A 19,109-nucleotide genomic window follows, 5' to 3' on the forward strand; every position below is an offset into this window, starting at 1 on the left:
GAACATGCGCCCGATCCTGCTGCCGCTGCTGGCGGCACTGAGCCTGACCACTTTTAGCCAGTCGCTATTCGCCCGCACGGTAACCGATGACGCGGGGAATCGCGTCACCGTTGCCGTTCAGGCAACGCGCATTGCCGATGGCTGGTATGCGCACCATTCGCTGCTGATGACGCTGGGTGCGGGCGATCGGATCGTGGCGACGGTAAATCACGCCAAAGACCGGCCGTGGATGTTTAAAATCCAGCCGTCGTTAAATCAGGCGCTGTCGGTGCATGGCCGCAGTTTTGAGAGCGAAGCGCTGCTGACGCGAAAAGTGGATGCCGTGTTTGTCGCGGCGGAAGATGGCGATGCCGCCGCCTATCGCCAGGCTGGCCTGCCAACGCTGGTGATGGGCTTTGACGACTTCCCGTCCATGAAGCGCTCCCTGCTGACCACGGCTGAGGTGGTCGGGACGGAGAAAGCACGTCAGCGGGCGCAGGCGTACAACGCCTATCTGAACCAGCATATTGCCGCGATTCAGGCCAAAACGGCGGCGCTGCCGGCCGACCAGCGCCCGCGCGTGCTGCATATTGAGTCGCTGCATCCGTTAAAAGTGGATGGTAGCCATACGCTGATTGATACCTGGATCAAACTGGCCGGCGGGCGCAATGCGGCGGCGGAAGTGAGCGGCAATATGAAGGAAACCTCGCCGGAGAACGTGCTGTTCTGGCAGCCGGATATCATCATTATTGGTGCCGGTGCAGGTTCTATTGCTGACTCCGATTACGCGACGTTATTCAACAGCCTGAAGGCGGTGAAAAACCATCAGGTGTGGCAAAACCCGGCCGGGGTTTTCCCCTGGGACCGCTACGGTACCGAAGCCGCGCTGCAAATCCAGTGGGCAGCAAAACTGCTGCATCCGGCGTTATTCCCGGATCTCGATATGGTGAAAACCACCCAGGATTTCTATCAGCGCTTCTTTGATTACCCGCTAACGGCGGATCAGGCCGGTAGGATCTTGCGGGCGTTGGGGCCGGAATGAGTCTGTAATCTGTGAGCACTCAAGCCACGCTGATAAGCCACTCAGTAAAGCGTGTCCTTAATCCGCCCCGGCAAAGCCCGATCGTAAGCCTCGCCGTCGATAGCTGACTGGGAAAGGGCTTTCAGGATGCTGCCGGTGCTGGGCAGCTGAGCGCGTTCAAGCTGGGTGGCGGGATCCCACAGTCGGGCGCGGATTATCGCCCGGCTACATTGGAAGAACACGCTATTTACCGTAATACGTAACACCGATCTCGGCCTGTTTCCCTCGACCGCAAAGTGTTCCAGCAGCTCGGGATTGATGCTGATCTCAGCAACGCCATTTACCCGCAGCGTTTCACCAATACCCGGGATCAAAAACAGCAGCGCCACACGAGGATCGCTGACGATATTTCTCAAACTGTCGATGCGGTTATTGCCTCGCCGATCCGGCAGCAGCAGGGTTTTCTCATTTTCGATATGCAGGAATCCGGCCGGGTCGCCTCTGGGCGAAACGTCCAGACCTGACGGGCCTGATGTCGCCAGTGCCACAAAGGGAGAAGAGTCAATAAACGGGCGGTAGGCCGGGTGAATATGGTCGGTTACTTTCATCAACGACGGCGCTGCAACCTCGCCATACAGCTGCTCAAGCGCGGCCAGCGTTGTAATGCAATCCTGCTCGTCTGACATGTTATCCCCGCAAATTTGATCGAAATCGTGCTTTGCTCGACGCCGACAAAGCACCTTGCCGATAATCATAGTACAGCGCCAGGATGGCAGAAGGGTTACCGGCAACGGTTTCATCCGGCCTTCGTCGCATATCAGACCGGTAATCTTCGCGTTTTTGACCAGGCTATCTATGCTGTCAGTATCGCTTTTGCATGCTTTTTTCTGGGGAAATAACGATGAAGATGACTGGCATTCTGGCCCTGCTGGCGCTGGCGTTCTCAGGTACCGCCTGTTCGCAAATGTCTCAACTGCCGTTGGTGCCGCCAAAGCAGGATATTATCGCCACGCCGGTGGCGGCAAAGTGTGATGTCAGCCTGTGCCAGCAAAATTGCTATGTGCAAAACAGCCAGTGTCAGCGCAACAATGACAGTGGCTGTGGTGCCAAGATGCAGTCCTGCCTGCAGGCCTGCACCTCTCAGTGCCGTTAAGGTTGATCCAGATTTTTAATCAGCGCCTGATTAAACTTCGCCGGCTCTTCCATCTGCGGCGCGTGCCCCATTTCGGGGAATTCAATCAGCGTGGAATGCGGAATTAACGCGGCAACCTGTTTGCCCAGCTGGTTGTAATGGCCGATTTTTGCGTTCACCTCCGGCGGAGCAATATCGCTGCCGATCGCCGTGGTGTCTGAGGTGCCAATCATCAGCGTGGTCGGCATTTTCAGATCCTTAAACTCGTAGTACACCGGCTGAGTGAAAATCATGTCGTACAGCAGCGCCGAATTCCAGGCGACAATCTGGTGGCCCGGTCCGTTATTCAATCCGGCCAGCATGGTGACCCAACGGTCATATTCTGGCTTCCAGCGACCAACATAATAGGTGTTCAGCTCATACTTTTTGATGCTGGCCGCCGAGGTTTTCAGCTCGCGCTGATACCAGTCATCGACGCTGCGCCACGGCACGCCCTTCGCTTTCCAGTCTTCCAGACCAATCGGATTCACCAACACCAGCTTCTGTACTTCCTGCGGATACATCAGCGCAAAGCGCGTTGCCAGCATGCCGCCGGTTGAATGGCCCACCAGCGTGACCTTGTCGATATGCAGCTTGTTCAGCAGGTTCTGCGTATTCAACGCCAGTTGCTGGAAGCTGTACTGGTAATGAGCCGGTTTGCTGGAGGTACAAAAACCGATCTGATCCGGGGCGATCACCCGGTAACCGGCGTGGCTCAACGCATCGATCGAGTCCTGCCAGGTCACGCCACAAAAGTTTTTGCCGTGCATCAGCACCGCCGTGCGGCCGTTGGCCTGGCCTTTCGGCTGCACATCGATATAACCCATGCTGAGCGGCTGGCCCTGCGAGGTAAAATCGAATTTCTGAATAGGGTAAGGGAAATCAAAACCTTGCAGTTCCGGCCCGTAGGTCGGCGTGGTCTCCGCCGCCGTGGCAGAGAAACCGGTTATCAGGCTGGCAATGACCAGGCCACGAAGGATGTTCGACACAGGTTAATCCTTATCAAATTAGGAAAGGGAGAGGAAAAATCAGCATAAACAAGGCTTAACCATAGTGGATAAAAAAGTGTGTCTGAGGATGTGACAGGTAAAGAAGCGCAAAGAAGAAAAACCGTACTAAAATCGGCAATCAAGACGGTACTTCAATAAAAATGAAACGGCATTTTATTAAATTGGTGAGATCGGTGTCCGGTTTCTTCTTTTTAATGTCACCCACCCCCTAAACCTGGCAAAATCGCAAAGGTTTTCTGTTCGTGCTGGTTCTAACTTAGCTCATCCCCGACATAAGGCCGGGTCTGACAGTTGTCTAACCAGGATGGGCACTATGATGATACGTAAACCAGGAACGCTAACTTATTTAGCCTACGGATCAGGTGATTTTCTCGGCGCTGGCACCATGGCGCTAACCTCTGCGTGGCTTCTCTATTTTTACACCACCTTCTGCGGGCTCAGCCCGATTGAAGCCACGTCCATCTTTGCCATGGCCCGTGTGCTGGACGCCGTGGTCAGCCCGCTGATGGGCTATCTGACCGACCACTTCGGTTCGACCTGGCTGGGCAAGCGCTTTGGTCGCCGGAAATTCTTCATTCTGACCGGTATCCCGCTGGTCTTCACTTACAGCCTGATGTGGGTCGGCGATATGACTTACGTCTATTACCTGCTGACCTATCTGGTGTTCGAAGTGGTCTACACCTCAATTCTGGTGCCATACGAAACGCTGGTGCCGGAAATGACCGATGATTTCAAAGAGAAAACCAAGTTCTCTGGCGCACGCATCGCGCTGGCGCAGCTTTCAGCCATTCTGGCGGCTTTCCTGCCGGGCGTGCTGCTCAGCTACTTCGGTAAAGATAATGCGATCTCCTTCTTCTATTCCAGCCTGGTGTTCTCGGTGATTTGCGCCATCGTGCTGACGCTGGTGTGGTTTAACACCTGGGAACGGCCGGCCGAGAAAAAATCCGCTGCCGCACTGGAAGCCGAGCAGCAGAAACTGACGCTCGGGCAAAGCCTTTCCCGACTGAAGATTGAGCTGACGTCCACGCTGCGCGTGCGCATCTTCCGCCAGCATCTCGGCATGTATCTTGGCGGCTATATCGCCCAGGACGTGTTCAATGCGGTGTTCACCTATTACGTGGTGTTCGTGCTGATGCAAAGCGCCAGCCTGGCCTCCAATCTGATGGGCACCATGGCAATCATGCAGTTTATCGCCGTGATGGGCATGATCCCGCTGTGCATCCGCTTCGGGCCTGCGCCTTCTTACCGCATCGTGGTGGTGCTGTTCGGTCTGAGCACCCTCTCTTACGGCGTGCTGTATTACACCGGCCTGAGCGATGTGTTCTCGCTGCTGCTGCTGGTATCGGGCCTTGCCGGACTGGGTCGCGGCGGTATCAACTATGTGCCGTGGAATATCTACACCTACATTTCTGACGTTGACGAGGTGATCACCGGACAGCGCCGTGAAGGGATTTTTGCCGGGATCATGACCCTGACCCGCAAAGCCTCCCAGGCGGGCGCGGTGATGCTGGTCGGCATCCTGATGCAGCTCTCCGGTTTTATGGCCGGCAGCAGCGTGCAATCCCCGACGGTCAGCCACGCCATTCTCGGCATCCTGTGTGGCGGCACGCTGGTGATGCTGTGCATCGGCTTCTTTATCTCCCTGCGCTTCAAGCTGAATCTGGCAACGCATCAGACGCTGCGTGAAGAGACCGAAAAAATGCGAGCAGCCGGCAATGTGGTGCCCGGCAATATCACCCCTCAGGCCCGGGCAACCGTCGAGATGCTGGCCGGACTGCCGTACGAAGCACTGTGGGGCAACAACAATATTGGCTACCTCAACCGCAACAAGCCTGCTGTGACGCCATTGCCCGTCACGCCGCTGGTTGAACCTGTCGCCAGTCAGTTAACCCGTCATCCCTGAATATTCGAGGACAAAAAAATATGTTGGTCTATCCCGTAAAACACAGCGAACTGCTCCGCCAGCCGGACCGCTTTATCTCCAGTAAAGAATTACATCAGCTGATCAATAAGTTGGTGGATAACCTGGTGAACATTACCGATGAGTCCGGCGAGTTCCTGTTAAGACTGGATGACGGACGGGTAATTGATACCAAAGGTTGGGCAGGCTGGGAGTGGACGCACGGCATCGGGCTGTACGGTATTCATCAGTACTACCGCCAGACCGGTGACGATCGTCTGCGGGCCATCGTTGATGACTGGTTTCGCGACCGCTTTGCGGAGGGTTCTACCACCCGCAACGTCAACACCGTCTGCCCGTTCCTGACGCTGGCGTACCGCTATGAAGAGAGTAAAGACCCGCGCTGGTTGCCCTATCTGGAAAGCTGGGCCGACTGGATAGTGCACAAGATGCCGCGTACCGATTGCGGCGGTCTGCAACACATCACGCTGGCAGAGGAAAACCATCAGCAGCTGTGGGACGACACGCTGATGATGACCGTGCTGCCGCTGGCGAAGATTGGCAAGTTGCTGAACCGCCCGGACTACATCGAAGAGGCGAAATATCAGTTCCTGCTGCATACCCAGCATCTGATGGATCGCCAGAGCGGCTTGTGGTTCCACGGCTGGACGTTTGAAGGCCACCACAACTTTGCCAATGCCCGTTGGGCACGCGGCAACAGCTGGCTGACGATTGTTATCCCGGAATTCCTTGAGCTGCTGGATCTGCCGGAGAAAGACGCCACCCGGCGTTATCTTCAGCAGGTGCTTGCCAGCCAGCTGGCGGCGTTAGAGAACTGCCAGCATGAGAGCGGCCTGTGGCACACGCTGCTGGACGATCCGACCTCCTATCTGGAAGCCTCGGCCACTGCAGGCTTTGCCTTCGGCATGCTGAAAGCCGCCCGCTGCCACTATGCCGACGACCGCTACATCGCTGTAGCTGAAAAGGCGCTGAAAGGACTGATTAAGCATATCAATGCCGAGGGTGAACTGACTCAGGTTTCCTTCGGCACCGCGATGGGCAAAAACCTCGATTACTACCGCCAGGTCCCGCTGACGTCGATGCCGTATGGCCAGGCGATGGCGATTTTATGCCTGGTGGAATACCTGCATGTCTATCTATAAAAAAAGGAAAACCGCATGATCCTTAACGATTTTTCTCTCCACGGTAAGGTCGCCGTGGTCACCGGATGTAATACCGGGCTGGGGAAGAGTATGGCCGTCGGCCTGGCGCAAGCCGGGTGCGACATCGTGGCCATAAACCGCAGTGAACCCACAGAAACCGCTAAGGAAGTCACGGCAGCAGGTCGACGTTTTTTGAGTCTGAAGGCCGATTTGGGCAAACAGGATCAACTGGCGTCGCTGCTTGAACGCGCGGTCGGCGAAATGGGGCAGATCGATATTCTGGTCAACAACGCCGGGATCATCCGCCGCGATGAGGCACTGGACTTTAGCGAGCAGGACTGGGACGACGTGATGAATGTGAACATCAAGACGCTGTTCTTTTTGTCCCAGCTGGTCGCCCGCCAGTTCGTTAAACAGGGCCACGGCGGAAAAATTATCAACATCGCGTCCCTGCTCTCTTTCCAGGGCGGGGTTCGCGTGCCGTCGTATACCGCCTCGAAGAGCGCGGTGATGGGCCTGACCCGCGAGCTGGCCAACGAATGGGCGAAGCATGGCATCAACGTCAACGCGCTGGCGCCCGGCTATATCGCGACCAATAACACCGAGCAGTTACGCGACGACCCAACGCGCAACAAAGACATTATTAATCGCATTCCGGCCGGACGCTGGGGAGCCCCGGAGGACCTGATGGGTCCGGTGGTATTCCTCGCCTCCAACGCGTCTGACTACGTTAACGGATACACCCTTGCGGTAGATGGCGGCTGGCTTGCACGCTAGCCCTTTCTGCCCTTTTTGAACGAATAAGCCTAAAACGGGAGTAAATATGAATATTGCACTGATGATGGAAAACAGCCAGGCGGGGAAAAATGCGCTGGTGTTAGCCCAGCTGGAAGCGGTCGCTAAAGACAACAAGGATGCGGTGTTTAACGTCGGTATGCAGGACGATCAGGACCACCATCTGACCTATATTCATTTAGGTATCATGGCCAGCATCCTGTTGAATGCTAAAGCGGTGGATTTTGTCGTCACCGGCTGCGGCACCGGCCAGGGCGCGCTGATGTCGCTGAACATCCATCCAGGCGTGGTGTGCGGCTACTGTATCGATCCGGCGGACGCCTTCCTGTTTGCGCAGATCAATAACGGCAACGCCTTGTCGTTACCTTTTGCTAAAGGCTTCGGCTGGGGCGCGGAGTTGAACGTCCGCTATATCTTTGAGAAAGCGTTCACCGGTCGCAAAGGCGAAGGCTATCCGCTTGACCGTAAAGAGCCTCAGGTCCGTAACGCAGGCATTCTGAACCAGGTGAAAAGCGCGGTGATCAAGGAGAACTACCTCGATACGCTGCGGGCCATCGACCCGGAACTGGTGAAAACCGCCGTGGGCGGCAAACGCTTCCAGCATTGCCTGTTTGAACACGGTAAAGATGCCGAGATTATTGCCTGGGTCAGAAAATTGATTCAGCAATAATCATTTCATCATTACCGGCAGCCACTATCCGGTGGCTGCCGGTATTTTTTTACCCTGTAAAAACACGATTATGTAAACTGCCATTTCACCATCATGGTTTTAATAATGTTGCGTATAATTACTGCGGAAAGTATTATTCCCTGCCAGTTAGATTAAATAACACCCCTAAAATTGATCTACATCAGAGGTCAAGCTTCCCCTCTTTCCCCGCGCCCACAGGTTTATGCCTCGTTTAATTAACGGTTGCTACCTTTCATTTTTAAAAATCGCATTCAGTTAAACATCATGGGAAAAAACAAATGAAATCTGGAATAACCGTCCTTATTATTGCTGCCGTACTGACGTCTTCTGCGGCCTTTGCCAAGGAAAATAACGCCTGTGTTAAAACGACCGAGAAACAAGTGGCGTCAATGTTCGATCGCTGGAACGCCTCGCTGCAGACCGGCGATGCGAAAACCGTTTCAGAAAATTACCTGTCGGACGCGGTATTGCTACCGACGCTGTCTAATCAGGTCCGTTTAAGCGACGAAGAGCGCATTCATTATTTTGAAGAGTTTTTAGCGAAAAAACCGATTGGCCATATTGATAGCCGCAATATTCGTCTGGGCTGTAATAAAGCGATTGATACCGGAACCTATACCTTTACCTTTAAAGACGGCAGTAAAGCGGCAGCCCGTTATACCTTTACCTATGCCTGGAATGGCGAGAAATGGTTGATTTCAACTCACCACTCTTCTGCCATGCCAGAACAGGTTAAATAACCCCTTTATCTGATTATTCCCGTCCAGCCATAAAGGCCAATGTATATATATCGACAATGGCAATCGGTGCGCGGGGAACATAAGGCGCGCGCTGGGCGAAAGCAATGAATACGCTCCAGCGTTTCGTCGCGTGCTTCAGGCTTTATGCTGCACCGATACCCACCGTGGCCCGGGCCAGGCCAATGCTGAAGCACGGTACCAGAGCGGCAAAACCCACCATCGTGCGCTCCTGAATCTTTAAAAGAGCCTGAATGAAATTCTGTCATCAATCCGATCAACACTGGCGAGCAGGCTGAAACAGTTGCAATTTAAAGGCTGCCTGATGGAAGATGCGTTAACTTCACCCCTTTTACCAGGAGCAGGTATGAAAAAAGCACTAATGCTGCTCGCCATTCTGGCAGCAACCGGCGCGGCGCAGGCCGCAGATGACTCTGAAGATCCGGCTCAGGGCTATATCGCCAATCTGTGTACGTTAGTGACCCAGGAAAAAACCAGTGGGTCCGTAGACAGCTACATTGCTAAGTTGAAGGCACTGGATGCACGCGGTCAGTCGCCTTCCGCGCAGGAAAAGCATGAGTTTGATGAAGATGAAGCCAGAACGGTGATTGCCGCCTGGATGAACCTGAATGAAAACCAGAAAAAAGAAGCGCGTCAGAGCCCCGAAGCTTGCCAGAACGCCACGCTGGACGAGTATCAGAGCCAGGATTAAAGCGCATCAGGGTCGGGCGAACCGACCCTGAACACTTCGCCACGCCGGTAAATTAGTGGGTGTGCAGCAGCCGCTCAAGTTGGCGCTTCAGATGGGCGTTCTCTTTCTCCAGATGCTCCACCTTCTCCATCAGCGTCAGCGCCATCGCAATACCCGCCCACTCCAGCTCAAGCTCAACCTGCAGCTGTCGTGCTTTGCGCAGGCTACGCAGCGCGTGATAATCGAAAATCCATCCGGGCGTCACTTCCAGCGGGGTGATCACCCCAAGCCCCACCACTTCCGTCAGCTCTTCGGGGGAAATATCCCCCGAACGGCAAATCTCAATCACGGTATAGCGGACATGTTCACTCATGATGCGTTCTCCCATGCTGAGCGCGGCTCGAAGGCGGCCTTCTCCGCTAACTCACGCCACAGGGCGGCCGTTTGCTCATCGGCTTTGCCCGGCATCACCACTTTCAGAATGGCAAACAGATCGCCGCTGCCTTTTTTACTGACCAGGCCTTTGCCTTTGACCCGCATCCGCTGGCCGTTCTGACTGCCCGCCGGGATGGTCAGCGCAATTTTTCCGGTCAAGGTTGGTACCTGAATCGTCGCGCCCAGCGCGGCTTCCCACGGAGCCAGCGGCACCACAATCTGCAAATTCTGCCCATCGACTTCAAACAGCGGATGCGGCGCCACGCGGATCACCAGATACAAATCGCCGTTCGCCGCACCGTGGCTGCCCGCCACGCCCTGGCCTTTCAGGCGAATACGCTCGCCATCGACCACGCCGGCGGGGATTTTCACCTTCAGGGTTTTTGCTATTTCATCCGTCTGGCGACCAAACTCATCCAGCACTGGCAGGGTGAAGGAGACGTTGCGGCTGTCGCCGGTCAACGTCTCTTCAAGGAACATCGGCACTTCCATTTCCAAATCCTGACCTCGTCTTGGTGGATGACGTCGCGTCTGCCCCTGGAATCCACCGCCCTGACGGCCAAAGATGGATTCGAAGAAGTCAGAATAGTCACCGGTATTACCCTGAGAATGTTGACCAAATCCGCCACCGAAGTCCGGTGCGGATTGTGAGAAGCGGGGATCGTCGCGGTGTAAGCGCAGATTGTCGTATTCAGCGCGCTTGTCGCTGTCCTTCAGAACCTCGTAAGCTTCGGCCATCTCTTTAAATTTCGTTTCGGCATTGGCTTCGGTGCTGACATCGGGATGGTATTTTCGCGCCAGCCGACGGTACGACGTTTTAATGGTTTTCAAATCTGCCGTCGGTTCAACCTCCAGCAGGGCGTAATAATCTTTAAATTCCATCTATTAACACCTTCTTTTCACACAACTATTTTGAGACAAGTCGGGTTCAATCCGTCGAAAACAAGTGAGGCCATAAGGCCCCACGGTGACCCTTAACGCGGTACTTAATGAGTGTAAGGCGTAAATGCGCGATGGGGGAAATAAATCAGACCATCCCGTTACAGGGTGTGGAGAGTTTAATGCGGCGATCGACAGGCACAGCAAATCGCCCGATGGCTGGACGGGTTCAGAAGGCGTAAGAAGATTTTTAGGGAGAGTAGAAGGCAGTGAAGAACAGAAGAAAGTGATAACCACCGGTCGGTCCCTGACCGAGGCTATCGAGGGTGTCTGGCCGGAACCATTAAGACATGGCGCCTGGCGGCACGTGTTTGAACGCTTCAACATAGCTGTGCAACACGCGTTTAAAGAATTTTTTCATTTCGGCTACCTGATTAAACTTTTGTTAGTAAAACGCAAAAAAAGTATACAAGAAGCGCGTTTTTCAGGCAAATAAATTTGAACCAGATCACAAAATTGGCGGGTAGTATGCAAAGGTGAACTTAAACGAAGGTTAAACAAGCGGGCCGCAGCCCGCCAACAGCAAGGGGAGAAAGAGGAGGGAAATCAGGCAAAAAGGCCTAAATGTTCAACCAGAATGCTGCTGCCGATACCGATCAGCACGACACCACCAAATATCTCTGCCCATTTGCCCATCACCGGGCCCAGGAAACGCCCCAGCAAAATACCTGCTGATGCCATCACCATGGTGGAAGCGCCGATAGCCAGCGCGGTGGTGACAATGTTCACCTGCAGGAAGGCCAGGCCAACGCCCACAGCCATAGCATCGAGGCTGGTTGCCACCGCAGTGGTGGCCAGCAACATGAAGCTGTGGCTCTGGGGCGCGTCTTCGACCGATTCTTTTTTGCGGAACCCTTCCCAAATCATACGGGCACCGAGTACAAACAGCAGCGTGAAGGCCACCCAGTGATCCCACTGCATAACGTAACGGCTGGCCGCAATGCCCACTGCCCAGCCAATCAGCGGGGTCAGCGCTTCAATAACGCCAAAAATCAGGCCGGTGCGCAGCGCCTCTTTCAGTGAGGGACGATGCAGGCTGGCACCTTTACCGATGGCCGCCGCAAACGCGTCCATCGACATGCCAAAGGCCAAAATCATTGTTGCGTACATGTTCATTGTAGTTATACCGGTTTGAGGGCCCTGGACGCCTTCAGGCATCAAAAACAGAGGTCCCGGCGAAAAAATAAGCGCGGGTGCTCAACAAGAAGCGCATCCTATCACGGGGTTTCGCAAAAAAAAAGACAACAAAATCAGGGATTTGAGTATAGCCTTGGCTATACTTTTTAACGAATGCTAATTTCGCGGTAAATTTTTAATCAAAAAGGCTAAAAGAATTACTGTGTTAACGGTCACATCCCTGAAGCCGTTGGGGGAATAGCCAGCAGAAATGAGGGATAAGGCGGGCAGGAAATGGGGGAATCTTTTGTTTAGAAAAGGGGCGGAGATCGGCCCCCTGAGCGTTACCAGACCCGGTAAACCTTGCCGGTTTCAAACTGGGTGATGGTCATCTCGCTCAGCGGGTCAAAATGGACGCCGCCCGATTCACGTTTTGTAGCGGCAGGATCTGCACCCTTCGGAGAAGCGCAGCAGCTTTATTCAGTGGATGCGGGAAGAGGTGAAACGCGCGCTGGCGGTGTAAGCATTGAACCTGAAGCGAGTTTGCTGGAAAATGGCCGCTGATGACCCGACTGGAAGCCCCATGAATAACCCGTTTCTGACCTTTTTGATGCCGATGAGCACCCTGATGCTGGGCATGCTCTCCGCCCTGCTGTTGCCCGCGCCATGGTTTGGTCTGAGCCTGACGTACCGCCTGATGGCGATGTTCCATCTCAGTGATATCGGCCAGCTGTATACGCTGGTGTTTTGCCTGTGGTTTTTGCTGCTGGGGGCGATTGAATACTTTGTGATCCGCTTTATTTACCTGCGGTTTGTGAAGGTCTCACGGGATTAAAAAAATCAGGGCGGATCGGCGATCCGCCCTGACTGCATTACATGCTGAGGATCATCAGCAGTCCGCTGGAGAAAATCAGCAGCCCGACGAAGAACAGCACGATGGTGGTCACCACGTTAGCGTATTTCATGCGTTTCTCCTCAGAACCACTGGCCGAAGCGGCGGATATAAACACGTTTCATCGCCTGCGCGACCACGCAGTACCCGAACAGCGTGGCGACCAGCCATGGGAAGTACGACCATGGCAACGGCACCAGACCGACCGCATGCCCCAGCGGTGAGAACGGAATATAGATCCCCAACGCCATCACCAGCCCGGTGGCTATCATCACCGGCAGCGCCGCACGGCTCTGAATAAACGGGATTTTCTGGGTGCGCAGCATATGCACCACCAGCGTTTGCGAGAGCAGCCCTTCAATAAACCAACCCGACTGGAACAGGGCCTGATGCTCGACGCTGTTGGCGGCAAACACGTGCCACATAATCACAAAGGTGGTGATATCAAACAGCGACGAGGTTGGCCCCATCCACAGCATAAAACGACCGATGTTTTTCGCGTCCCATTTGCGCGGTTTGCGTAAAAACTCCTTGTCCATTTTGTCCCACGGCAGCGCCAGCTGAGACAGGTCATACATCAGGTTCTGGATCAGCAGATGAATGGCCAGCATCGGTAAAAACGGAATAAAGGCACTGGCGATCAACACTGAAAACACGTTGCCAAAGTTGGAGCTGGCGGTCATGTTCAGGTACTTAATGATATTGCCGAAGGTTTCCCGGCCTTTAATCACGCCCTGCTCCAGCACCATCAGATTTTTTTCCAGCAGAATAATATCGGCGGACTCTTTGGCGATATCCGTGGCGGTATCCACCGAAATGCCGATGTCCGCATCCCGCAGCGCCGGCGCATCGTTGATGCCATCGCCGAGGAAGCCGACGGTGTGGCCGTTGTACTGCAACGCCTGCAGCACGCGTGATTTCTGCTGCGGTGTCAGGCGGCAAAACACCGTCCGCGCTTCCACCAGCGGGTAAAGCTCATCGTCGCTGAGGCGAGCAATCTCGGTCCCACACAGCGGCACGCCTGGGTTCAGGCCGACTTCACGGCAAATTTTGCTGGTAATAATCGCGTTATCGCCGGTCAACACCTTCACCGCCACGCCACTTTCCTGTAGCGCAGCAATCGCTTCGCCGGCACTCTCTTTCGGCGGATCGAGGAAGGTCAGCAGCCCGCAAATGGTCAGCTCACGCTCGTCCGCTTTGCTCAACGGCAGCGTCAGCGGATTGTCTCCCAGCTCACGTTCGCCCAGCATCAACACGCGGAAGCCCTGCTGATTCCACTCTTCTGCCTGCTGACGCCACTGTTGCCGTGCGGCTTCATCCAGCGGACGCTTTTCGCCGCCGTCCAGCCACCAGCTGGCCACCGCCAGCATCTCATCCCCCGCGCCTTTGCAAATCAGCTGCTGCTGATTGTGTTCATTGGCGACCACCACCGACAGGCGGCGACGCTCAAAGTCGAACGGCAGCTCGTCAATTTTACGGTAGCGCCACAGTCCGGCGACCGCCTGGTTTCCCTGGCTGAAGCTGAGGATGGCCTTATCCATCAGGTTCTTGATGCCGCTTTGATGGCGGCTGTTCAGCCAGGCCAGCTGCAGCACCTTGTCGTTATTGCGGCCATGGGCATCCAGATGCTGCTCCAGAATGATGCGATCTTGCGTCAGCGTGCCGGTTTTGTCGGTGCACAGCACGTCCATCGCGCCGAAGTTTTGGATGGCATTCAGCCGTTTCACCACCACTTTGCGACGGGACATGGCAATAGCCCCTTTCGCCAGGTTGGAGCTGACGATCATCGGCAGCATTTCCGGGGTCAGACCGACCGCCACCGCCAGCGCGAACATCAGCGCATCGGACCAGTCACCTTTGGTAAAGCCGTTGATAAACAACACAATCGGCACCATCACCAGCATAAATCGGATCAGCAGCCAGCTGACGCTGTTGACGCCACGGTCGAACGCCGTTTGCGGACGGCTACCCACCACTGATTTCGCCAGCGAGCCAAACCAGGTTTCGCCACCGGTCGCCACCACCACGGCGGTTGCGGTGCCGCTGGCGACGTTGGTGCCCATCAGGCAGATGCCGGGCATCGACAGCAGGTCGGCGTCGTCGCTACTGCCTGTCGCGGTTTTCTCGGCGATGTTGGCCATCGCGTCATATTTCTCAATCGGAATGGCTTCCCCGCTGAGCGCCGCCTGGCTGACAAACAGGTCGCGGGAGGAGAGCAGCCGCACGTCAGCCGGGATCATGTCGCCCGCCGACAGGAAGATAATGTCGCCTGGCACCACATCATGCAGGGCAATTTCACTTCTGACCGGCTGCGCCGAGGCGCTGCTGCGGCGGATCACCGTGGCGGTGGTGCGCACCATTGACTTCAACGCTTCGGCGGCTTTATTGGTGCGATATTCCTGCCAGAAACGCAGCAGCCCGCTCAGCATCACCATCATCAGCATGATCAGCACGCCGGTCAGATCGGTTTCTTCACCTTTGCGCTGTGGCAAAATGTAATCGGTGACAAAGCTGATGCCGGCCAGCACCATCAGTACCCAGATAAAGGGATTGTTAAACGCCTGAAAAAGCTGGCGAATGGCATGGGGTGCCTTCTCGTTCGCCACCTGGTTTTTGCCGTAATGGGCGAGGCGCTCTGCGGCCTCTTCCTGGGTCAGGCCCTGACGCTGGGTATGCATTCTGGCCAGCGTGCTGTCCAGGCTCTGTTTTGCGGCGCTGGCGATGGCCAGATCGCGGGCAAGGTTTAAGTTGGCATTGTTCATTTTCATCTGCCAGATCCTTTCTTTTTTTTGTTCAGGCGCGGGGAATCTCTCCTGCGCATGAGGATTAATCAGAATGTGTACGGATCGGGACGAGGGCAGGACAGCGTGAAGAAGGGGCGATCAGTGCGTGTTTATCCCCCTTCTGCCGTGCAGCCGCCTTCGCCCATCGCTGGTCGGAGGTTCTTTCATCAGAAAATCCTTTATCAGAAAAAGTGTGTTTAGCGGCACTGCAGAAGATCGGGGATCAAACGCATAGCCTTCCGCGCCCAGTATTCACTGGACCTGATTACGATAAGTCAGGGGGGATGCGACGACCTTGAAAGGAGGTGAAACATTGCCCGCCGTTTTTCGGCAAGCAAACAAAGGAGTTGGCTTACCAGATTAAGATGTTACTTAAGGGGTGACTGTCCAATTTTGGGCTCCGTTGTGTGAATCGCCGTCACTATAGGCCGGGTCAGGACCGAAGTAAACCGCAAAATTTAGCACCACTTTGCGATCAAAAAATAAAAATACCCAATATAATCATAAAGATAAATGGTAACTTACGGTGATTAATCGCTTTTTTTTTCTTAAACCATTAATCAACAGCGGCGAAATTCCCATTAAGACATTGCTTAAACACTTTCTCATTCCCTGGCCGATCCGCTCTATACTTGCAGCGGAGACTCGGGCAGAAGGACAGGATGACAATGCTTCAACGGACTAAAATCTGGTTTAAACGCGTGGCGACACTGGTGGTCATTGTATCGATCGTGCTGCTGGGGCTGCGCGTGGCGCTAACGGAACGCGGGCCAGATTTGCAGCTGTGGCACACCTGGGTACCGCAGGAACTGAGCGACAGTCAGATGGATAACAGCGACTGGGCGGGCTATCTGAAGAATGAGCAGAACCTGTTCGACGGCATCAAAATTAACGTCAGCGACAGGCTGCAGGACGACAATCCGGAAACCTATAACCGCTATGCGGAGCGCAGCCCGGTCAATCCGGAAAACTTTTCCACCGACTGGAACCGCTCCTACATCATGATGCCGACCGGCACGCCGCGTGGCGCGGTGGTGTTGCTGCATGGCCTGACCGACTCACCCTACAGTCTGCGCCATATCGCTCAGGACTATCAGCAGCATGGCTATATCGCGCTGGGGATCCGTTTACCCGGCCACGGCACGGTGCCGGCGGCGCTGACCAGCGTGGTGTGGCAGGACTGGATGGCGGCAACCCGGCTGGCCGTGCGGGAAGCGAAAAAACGCATTCCACCCGGTGCACCGCTGCATATCGTCGGCTTCTCCAACGGCGGCGCGCTGGCGATGAAATATGCGCTGGATGCGCTGGACGATCCGACCCTGCCGGCACCCGACCGGCTGATCCTGATCTCGCCGATGATTGGCGTCAGCAGCTACGCCCGTTATGCCGGGCTGGCGGGGATCCCGTCGATCTTCCCGGCCTTTGCCCGATCGGCGTGGCTGAGCATCCTGCCGGAGTTTAACCCATTCAAATACAACTCCTTCCCGGTAAAAGCGGCGCGCCAGTCCTGGCTGCTTACCAGCGCCCTGCAGAGCCAGCTGCATCGTGAACAGGCCAGCCAGCGGTTGGCTAAACTGCCGCCGGTGCTGACCTTCCAGTCGGTGGCGGATGCCACGGTCAGCACGCCTGCGGTGGTCAGAGCCTTATACAATCTGCTGCCGGCCAACGGCAGCGAGCTGGTGCTGTTTGATATCAATCAGTCGGTGCCGCTCTCCCCGCTGATGCGCAGCAGCGCCCGCCATGCGGCAGAACATCTGTTACCTCCCGCGCCACGGGCCTACACCGCGACCCTGGTCACCAACGCTTCTGCCGGAAGCGATACGGAAGTGGCAAAAACCACCCCAGCCGGCAGCACCGCGACCCTGGTCACGCCGCTGGGATTGCGTTACCCGGCAGACGTCTATTCGCTGTCCCATGTGGCGCTGCCCTTCCCGTTAACCGATTCCCTGTACGGGCGCACGCCGACGCCGCCCAATGCGTTCGGCGTCAGTTTCGGCTCGATGACGCCGCGCGGGGAGCGCTCGGTGTTAATCGTCAGCCTGGATTCGCTGATGCGCCAGTCGTCGAATCCGTTTTATCCGTGAATGCTTGAGCAGGTTAACGCGACGATAAAATAAACCCTTCCCCATCCGCTCCGACACGCGTTGTAACACGCTGTGTCGGGGTTAACGTCGTCCGTCGCTGGGGCGAAAGCCAGTCATAAATCTGGTTTGCTGGGCAAAAGTTAGCCAAAAGCCAGCATTTAACGCTGACCCGCCACTTTTTATTGGCCGTTTACTGGTGTTTATTGCCAGCAAACCGGCGTTTGGCGTTGCCATCGCCCGGCAATTATCCTCTGTCACGCATAATCCTCTTTTCCACGCCGCAAGCCCGTCGTGGCGCGGTTTTCGCCATTGAATGCCGTCTCCGCTGTGCGTAAGATTCTTTAACATGTTTTACAAATAAGAAACTGCTATGCAAGCCTCCATCGCCCCAACGCTCGACGCCGAAAACGACACCACGCCCGTAAATTCCCGCGGTAAAGTGATGGTCGCTTCGCTGGTCGGCACCGCTATCGAATTTTTCGATTTCTATATTTATGCTACCGCTGCGGTCATCGTTTTCCCGCATATCTTCTTCCCACAGGGTGATGCCACGGTCGCCACGCTACAGTCGCTGGCTACCTTCGCCATCGCCTTTGTCGCGCGCCCGATTGGCTCGGCGGTGTTTGGCCACTTCGGTGACCGCGTGGGCCGTAAAGCCACGCTGGTCGCATCGCTGCTGACCATGGGGATTTCAACCGTGGTGATCGGCCTGCTGCCGGGCTATGAAACCATCGGCGTCTTTGCGCCACTGCTGCTGGCGCTGGCGCGCTTCGGTCAGGGTCTGGGACTCGGTGGGGAATGGGGTGGCGCGGCGCTGCTGGCAACGGAAAATGCCCCGGCGAAGAAGCGTGCCCTGTACGGCTCCTTCCCGCAGCTCGGCGCGCCGATTGGCTTCTTCTTTGCCAACGGCACCTTCCTGCTGCTCTCCTGGCTGCTGACCGACGATCAGTTTATGCAGTGGGGCTGGCGCGTGCCGTTTGTGCTCTCTGCGGTGCTGGTGCTGGTTGGCCTGTACGTGCGCCTGTCGCTGCACGAATCGCCGGTCTTTGCCAAGGTGAAGAAAGAGAAGAAGCAGGTCAAAATCCCGATTGGCACGCTGCTGTCTAAGCACCTGAAGGCGACGATTATCGGCACCTTTATCATGCTGGCGACCTACACGCTGTTCTATATCATGACCGTGTATTCAATGACCTACGGCACCACGCCGGCACCGGGCGGTCTTGGCTTCCCACGCAATACCATGCTGTGGATGCTGATGCTGGCGGTCATTGGTTTTGGTGTGATGGTGCCGATTGCCGGCCTGCTGGCAGACCGCTTCGGTCGCCGCAAAACCATGATCGTCATTACCCTGATGATTATCGCCTTCTCGCTGATTTTCCCGAGCATGTTAGGGTCAGGGAATCAGCTAATGGTGATGGCCTTCCTGCTGTGCGGTCTGAGCATTATGGGGCTGACCTTCGGCCCGATGGGTGCCCTGCTGCCGGAGCTGTTCCCGACGGAAGTGCGTTATACCGGTGCCTCGTTCTCCTATAACCTGTCGTCGATCCTTGGGGCGTCTGTCGCACCCTATATCGCCACCTGGTTAGCGCACACCTACGGTCTGTTCTACGTCGGCATCTATCTGGCCTCGATGGCCTGCCTGACGCTGATTGCGCTGTTGGCCAGCAAAGAAACCCGCCACGAATCGCTGTACGACTAGGCC

General features: G+C 55.7%; 18 protein-coding genes. 11 read left to right on the forward strand and 7 right to left on the reverse strand.

The genetic code is table 11. The features are described 5' to 3' along the window. Positions 1-4: 4 nt before the first annotated feature. A complete protein-coding gene (locus tag E2F51_RS06115) occupies positions 5-1,021 on the forward strand; it encodes an ABC transporter substrate-binding protein (protein ID WP_134824820.1) in 1,017 nt (338 codons plus the stop codon). 41 nt (positions 1,022-1,062) lie between these two features. On the opposite strand, the gene E2F51_RS06120 is transcribed toward E2F51_RS06115, so the two are convergent. Beyond that, positions 1,063-1,686, reverse strand: coding sequence for a pyridoxamine 5'-phosphate oxidase family protein (locus E2F51_RS06120; RefSeq protein ID WP_134822992.1), 624 nt, complete (start codon positions 1,684-1,686; stop codon positions 1,063-1,065). Positions 1,687-1,901: 215 nt separating this feature from the next. Between E2F51_RS06120 and E2F51_RS06125 the strand changes: the two genes are divergently transcribed. Further along, complete coding sequence (locus tag E2F51_RS06125; protein ID WP_041692455.1) at positions 1,902-2,153, forward strand: hypothetical protein; 252 nt, start codon at positions 1,902-1,904, stop codon at positions 2,151-2,153. Here the strand turns inward: E2F51_RS06125 and E2F51_RS06130 are convergent. After that, positions 2,150-3,160: an alpha/beta fold hydrolase gene (locus tag E2F51_RS06130; protein ID WP_134822993.1), complete on the reverse strand. Its 1,011-nt coding sequence runs from the start codon at positions 3,158-3,160 to the stop codon at positions 2,150-2,152. The two genes, E2F51_RS06125 and E2F51_RS06130, sit on opposite strands and share 4 nt — an antisense overlap. Before the next feature lie 325 nt (positions 3,161-3,485). On the opposite strand from E2F51_RS06130, the gene E2F51_RS06135 reads away from it, so the two are divergent. The 6 genes from E2F51_RS06135 to E2F51_RS06160 all read left to right on the forward strand — a co-directional run bounded on the left by E2F51_RS06135 (position 3,486) and on the right by E2F51_RS06160 (position 9,179). Beyond that, positions 3,486-5,084, forward strand: a complete 1,599-nt coding sequence (locus tag E2F51_RS06135) for an MFS transporter (protein ID WP_371732167.1) — start codon at positions 3,486-3,488, stop codon at positions 5,082-5,084. Positions 5,085-5,104: 20 nt separating this feature from the next. Next, positions 5,105-6,244, forward strand: coding sequence for a glycoside hydrolase family 105 protein (locus E2F51_RS06140; protein WP_013204370.1), 1,140 nt, complete (start codon positions 5,105-5,107; stop codon positions 6,242-6,244). 15 nt (positions 6,245-6,259) lie between these two features. Next, a complete protein-coding gene (kduD, locus tag E2F51_RS06145; protein WP_134822995.1) occupies positions 6,260-7,021 on the forward strand; it encodes a 2-dehydro-3-deoxy-D-gluconate 5-dehydrogenase KduD in 762 nt (253 codons plus the stop codon). A 46-nt stretch (positions 7,022-7,067) separates the two neighbouring features. Next, entirely contained in the window at positions 7,068-7,709 is a 642-nt protein-coding gene (locus E2F51_RS06150) for an RpiB/LacA/LacB family sugar-phosphate isomerase (RefSeq protein ID WP_053141328.1), read from the forward strand. Positions 7,710-8,008: 299 nt separating this feature from the next. Further along, positions 8,009-8,470, forward strand: coding sequence for an SgcJ/EcaC family oxidoreductase (locus E2F51_RS06155; protein ID WP_134822996.1), 462 nt, complete (start codon positions 8,009-8,011; stop codon positions 8,468-8,470). Between the two features lie 364 nt (positions 8,471-8,834). Continuing rightward, positions 8,835-9,179, forward strand: a complete 345-nt coding sequence (locus E2F51_RS06160) for a hypothetical protein (RefSeq protein ID WP_134822997.1) — start codon at positions 8,835-8,837, stop codon at positions 9,177-9,179. Positions 9,180-9,231: 52 nt separating this feature from the next. Here E2F51_RS06160 and E2F51_RS06165 read toward each other — a convergent pair whose 3' ends face one another. From E2F51_RS06165 to mntP, 4 genes are all read right to left on the reverse strand, one after another. After that, entirely contained in the window at positions 9,232-9,531 is a 300-nt protein-coding gene (locus E2F51_RS06165; protein ID WP_134822998.1) for a chaperone modulator CbpM, read from the reverse strand. Next, a complete protein-coding gene (gene cbpA, locus E2F51_RS06170) occupies positions 9,528-10,475 on the reverse strand; it encodes a curved DNA-binding protein (protein WP_013204376.1) in 948 nt (315 codons plus the stop codon). The genes E2F51_RS06165 and cbpA overlap by 4 nt, the downstream gene beginning before the upstream one ends. 340 nt (positions 10,476-10,815) lie before the next feature. After that, positions 10,816-10,893, reverse strand: a complete 78-nt coding sequence (gene azuC / locus E2F51_RS24280; protein ID WP_134824821.1) for a stress response protein AzuC — start codon at positions 10,891-10,893, stop codon at positions 10,816-10,818. A gap of 185 nt (positions 10,894-11,078) precedes the next feature. After that, positions 11,079-11,648 carry a manganese efflux pump MntP gene (gene mntP, locus E2F51_RS06180; protein ID WP_013204378.1) on the reverse strand — a complete coding sequence of 190 codons (570 nt, stop codon included), beginning with the start codon at positions 11,646-11,648 and terminating at the stop codon, positions 11,079-11,081. Positions 11,649-12,231: 583 nt separating this feature from the next. Here mntP and E2F51_RS06185 point away from each other — a divergent pair. Continuing rightward, entirely contained in the window at positions 12,232-12,483 is a 252-nt protein-coding gene (locus E2F51_RS06185) for a DUF1158 family protein (protein ID WP_013204380.1), read from the forward strand. Between the two features lie 140 nt (positions 12,484-12,623). On the opposite strand, the gene mgtA is transcribed toward E2F51_RS06185, so the two are convergent. Beyond that, positions 12,624-15,308, reverse strand: a complete 2,685-nt coding sequence (gene mgtA, locus E2F51_RS06190; protein ID WP_134822999.1) for a magnesium-translocating P-type ATPase — start codon at positions 15,306-15,308, stop codon at positions 12,624-12,626. A gap of 683 nt (positions 15,309-15,991) precedes the next feature. Between mgtA and E2F51_RS06195 the strand changes: the two genes are divergently transcribed. Continuing rightward, positions 15,992-17,407 carry a carboxylesterase gene (locus tag E2F51_RS06195; RefSeq protein WP_134823000.1) on the forward strand — a complete coding sequence of 472 codons (1,416 nt, stop codon included), beginning with the start codon at positions 15,992-15,994 and terminating at the stop codon, positions 17,405-17,407. A gap of 370 nt (positions 17,408-17,777) precedes the next feature. Further along, a complete protein-coding gene (locus E2F51_RS06200) occupies positions 17,778-19,106 on the forward strand; it encodes an MFS transporter (RefSeq protein ID WP_013204384.1) in 1,329 nt (442 codons plus the stop codon). The last annotated feature ends 3 nt before the right edge of the window (positions 19,107-19,109 follow it).

Origin of the sequence: Erwinia sp. QL-Z3 (assembly GCF_004551645.1) — a bacterium.
Taxonomy (GTDB): Bacteria; Pseudomonadota; Gammaproteobacteria; order Enterobacterales; family Enterobacteriaceae; genus Erwinia; species Erwinia billingiae.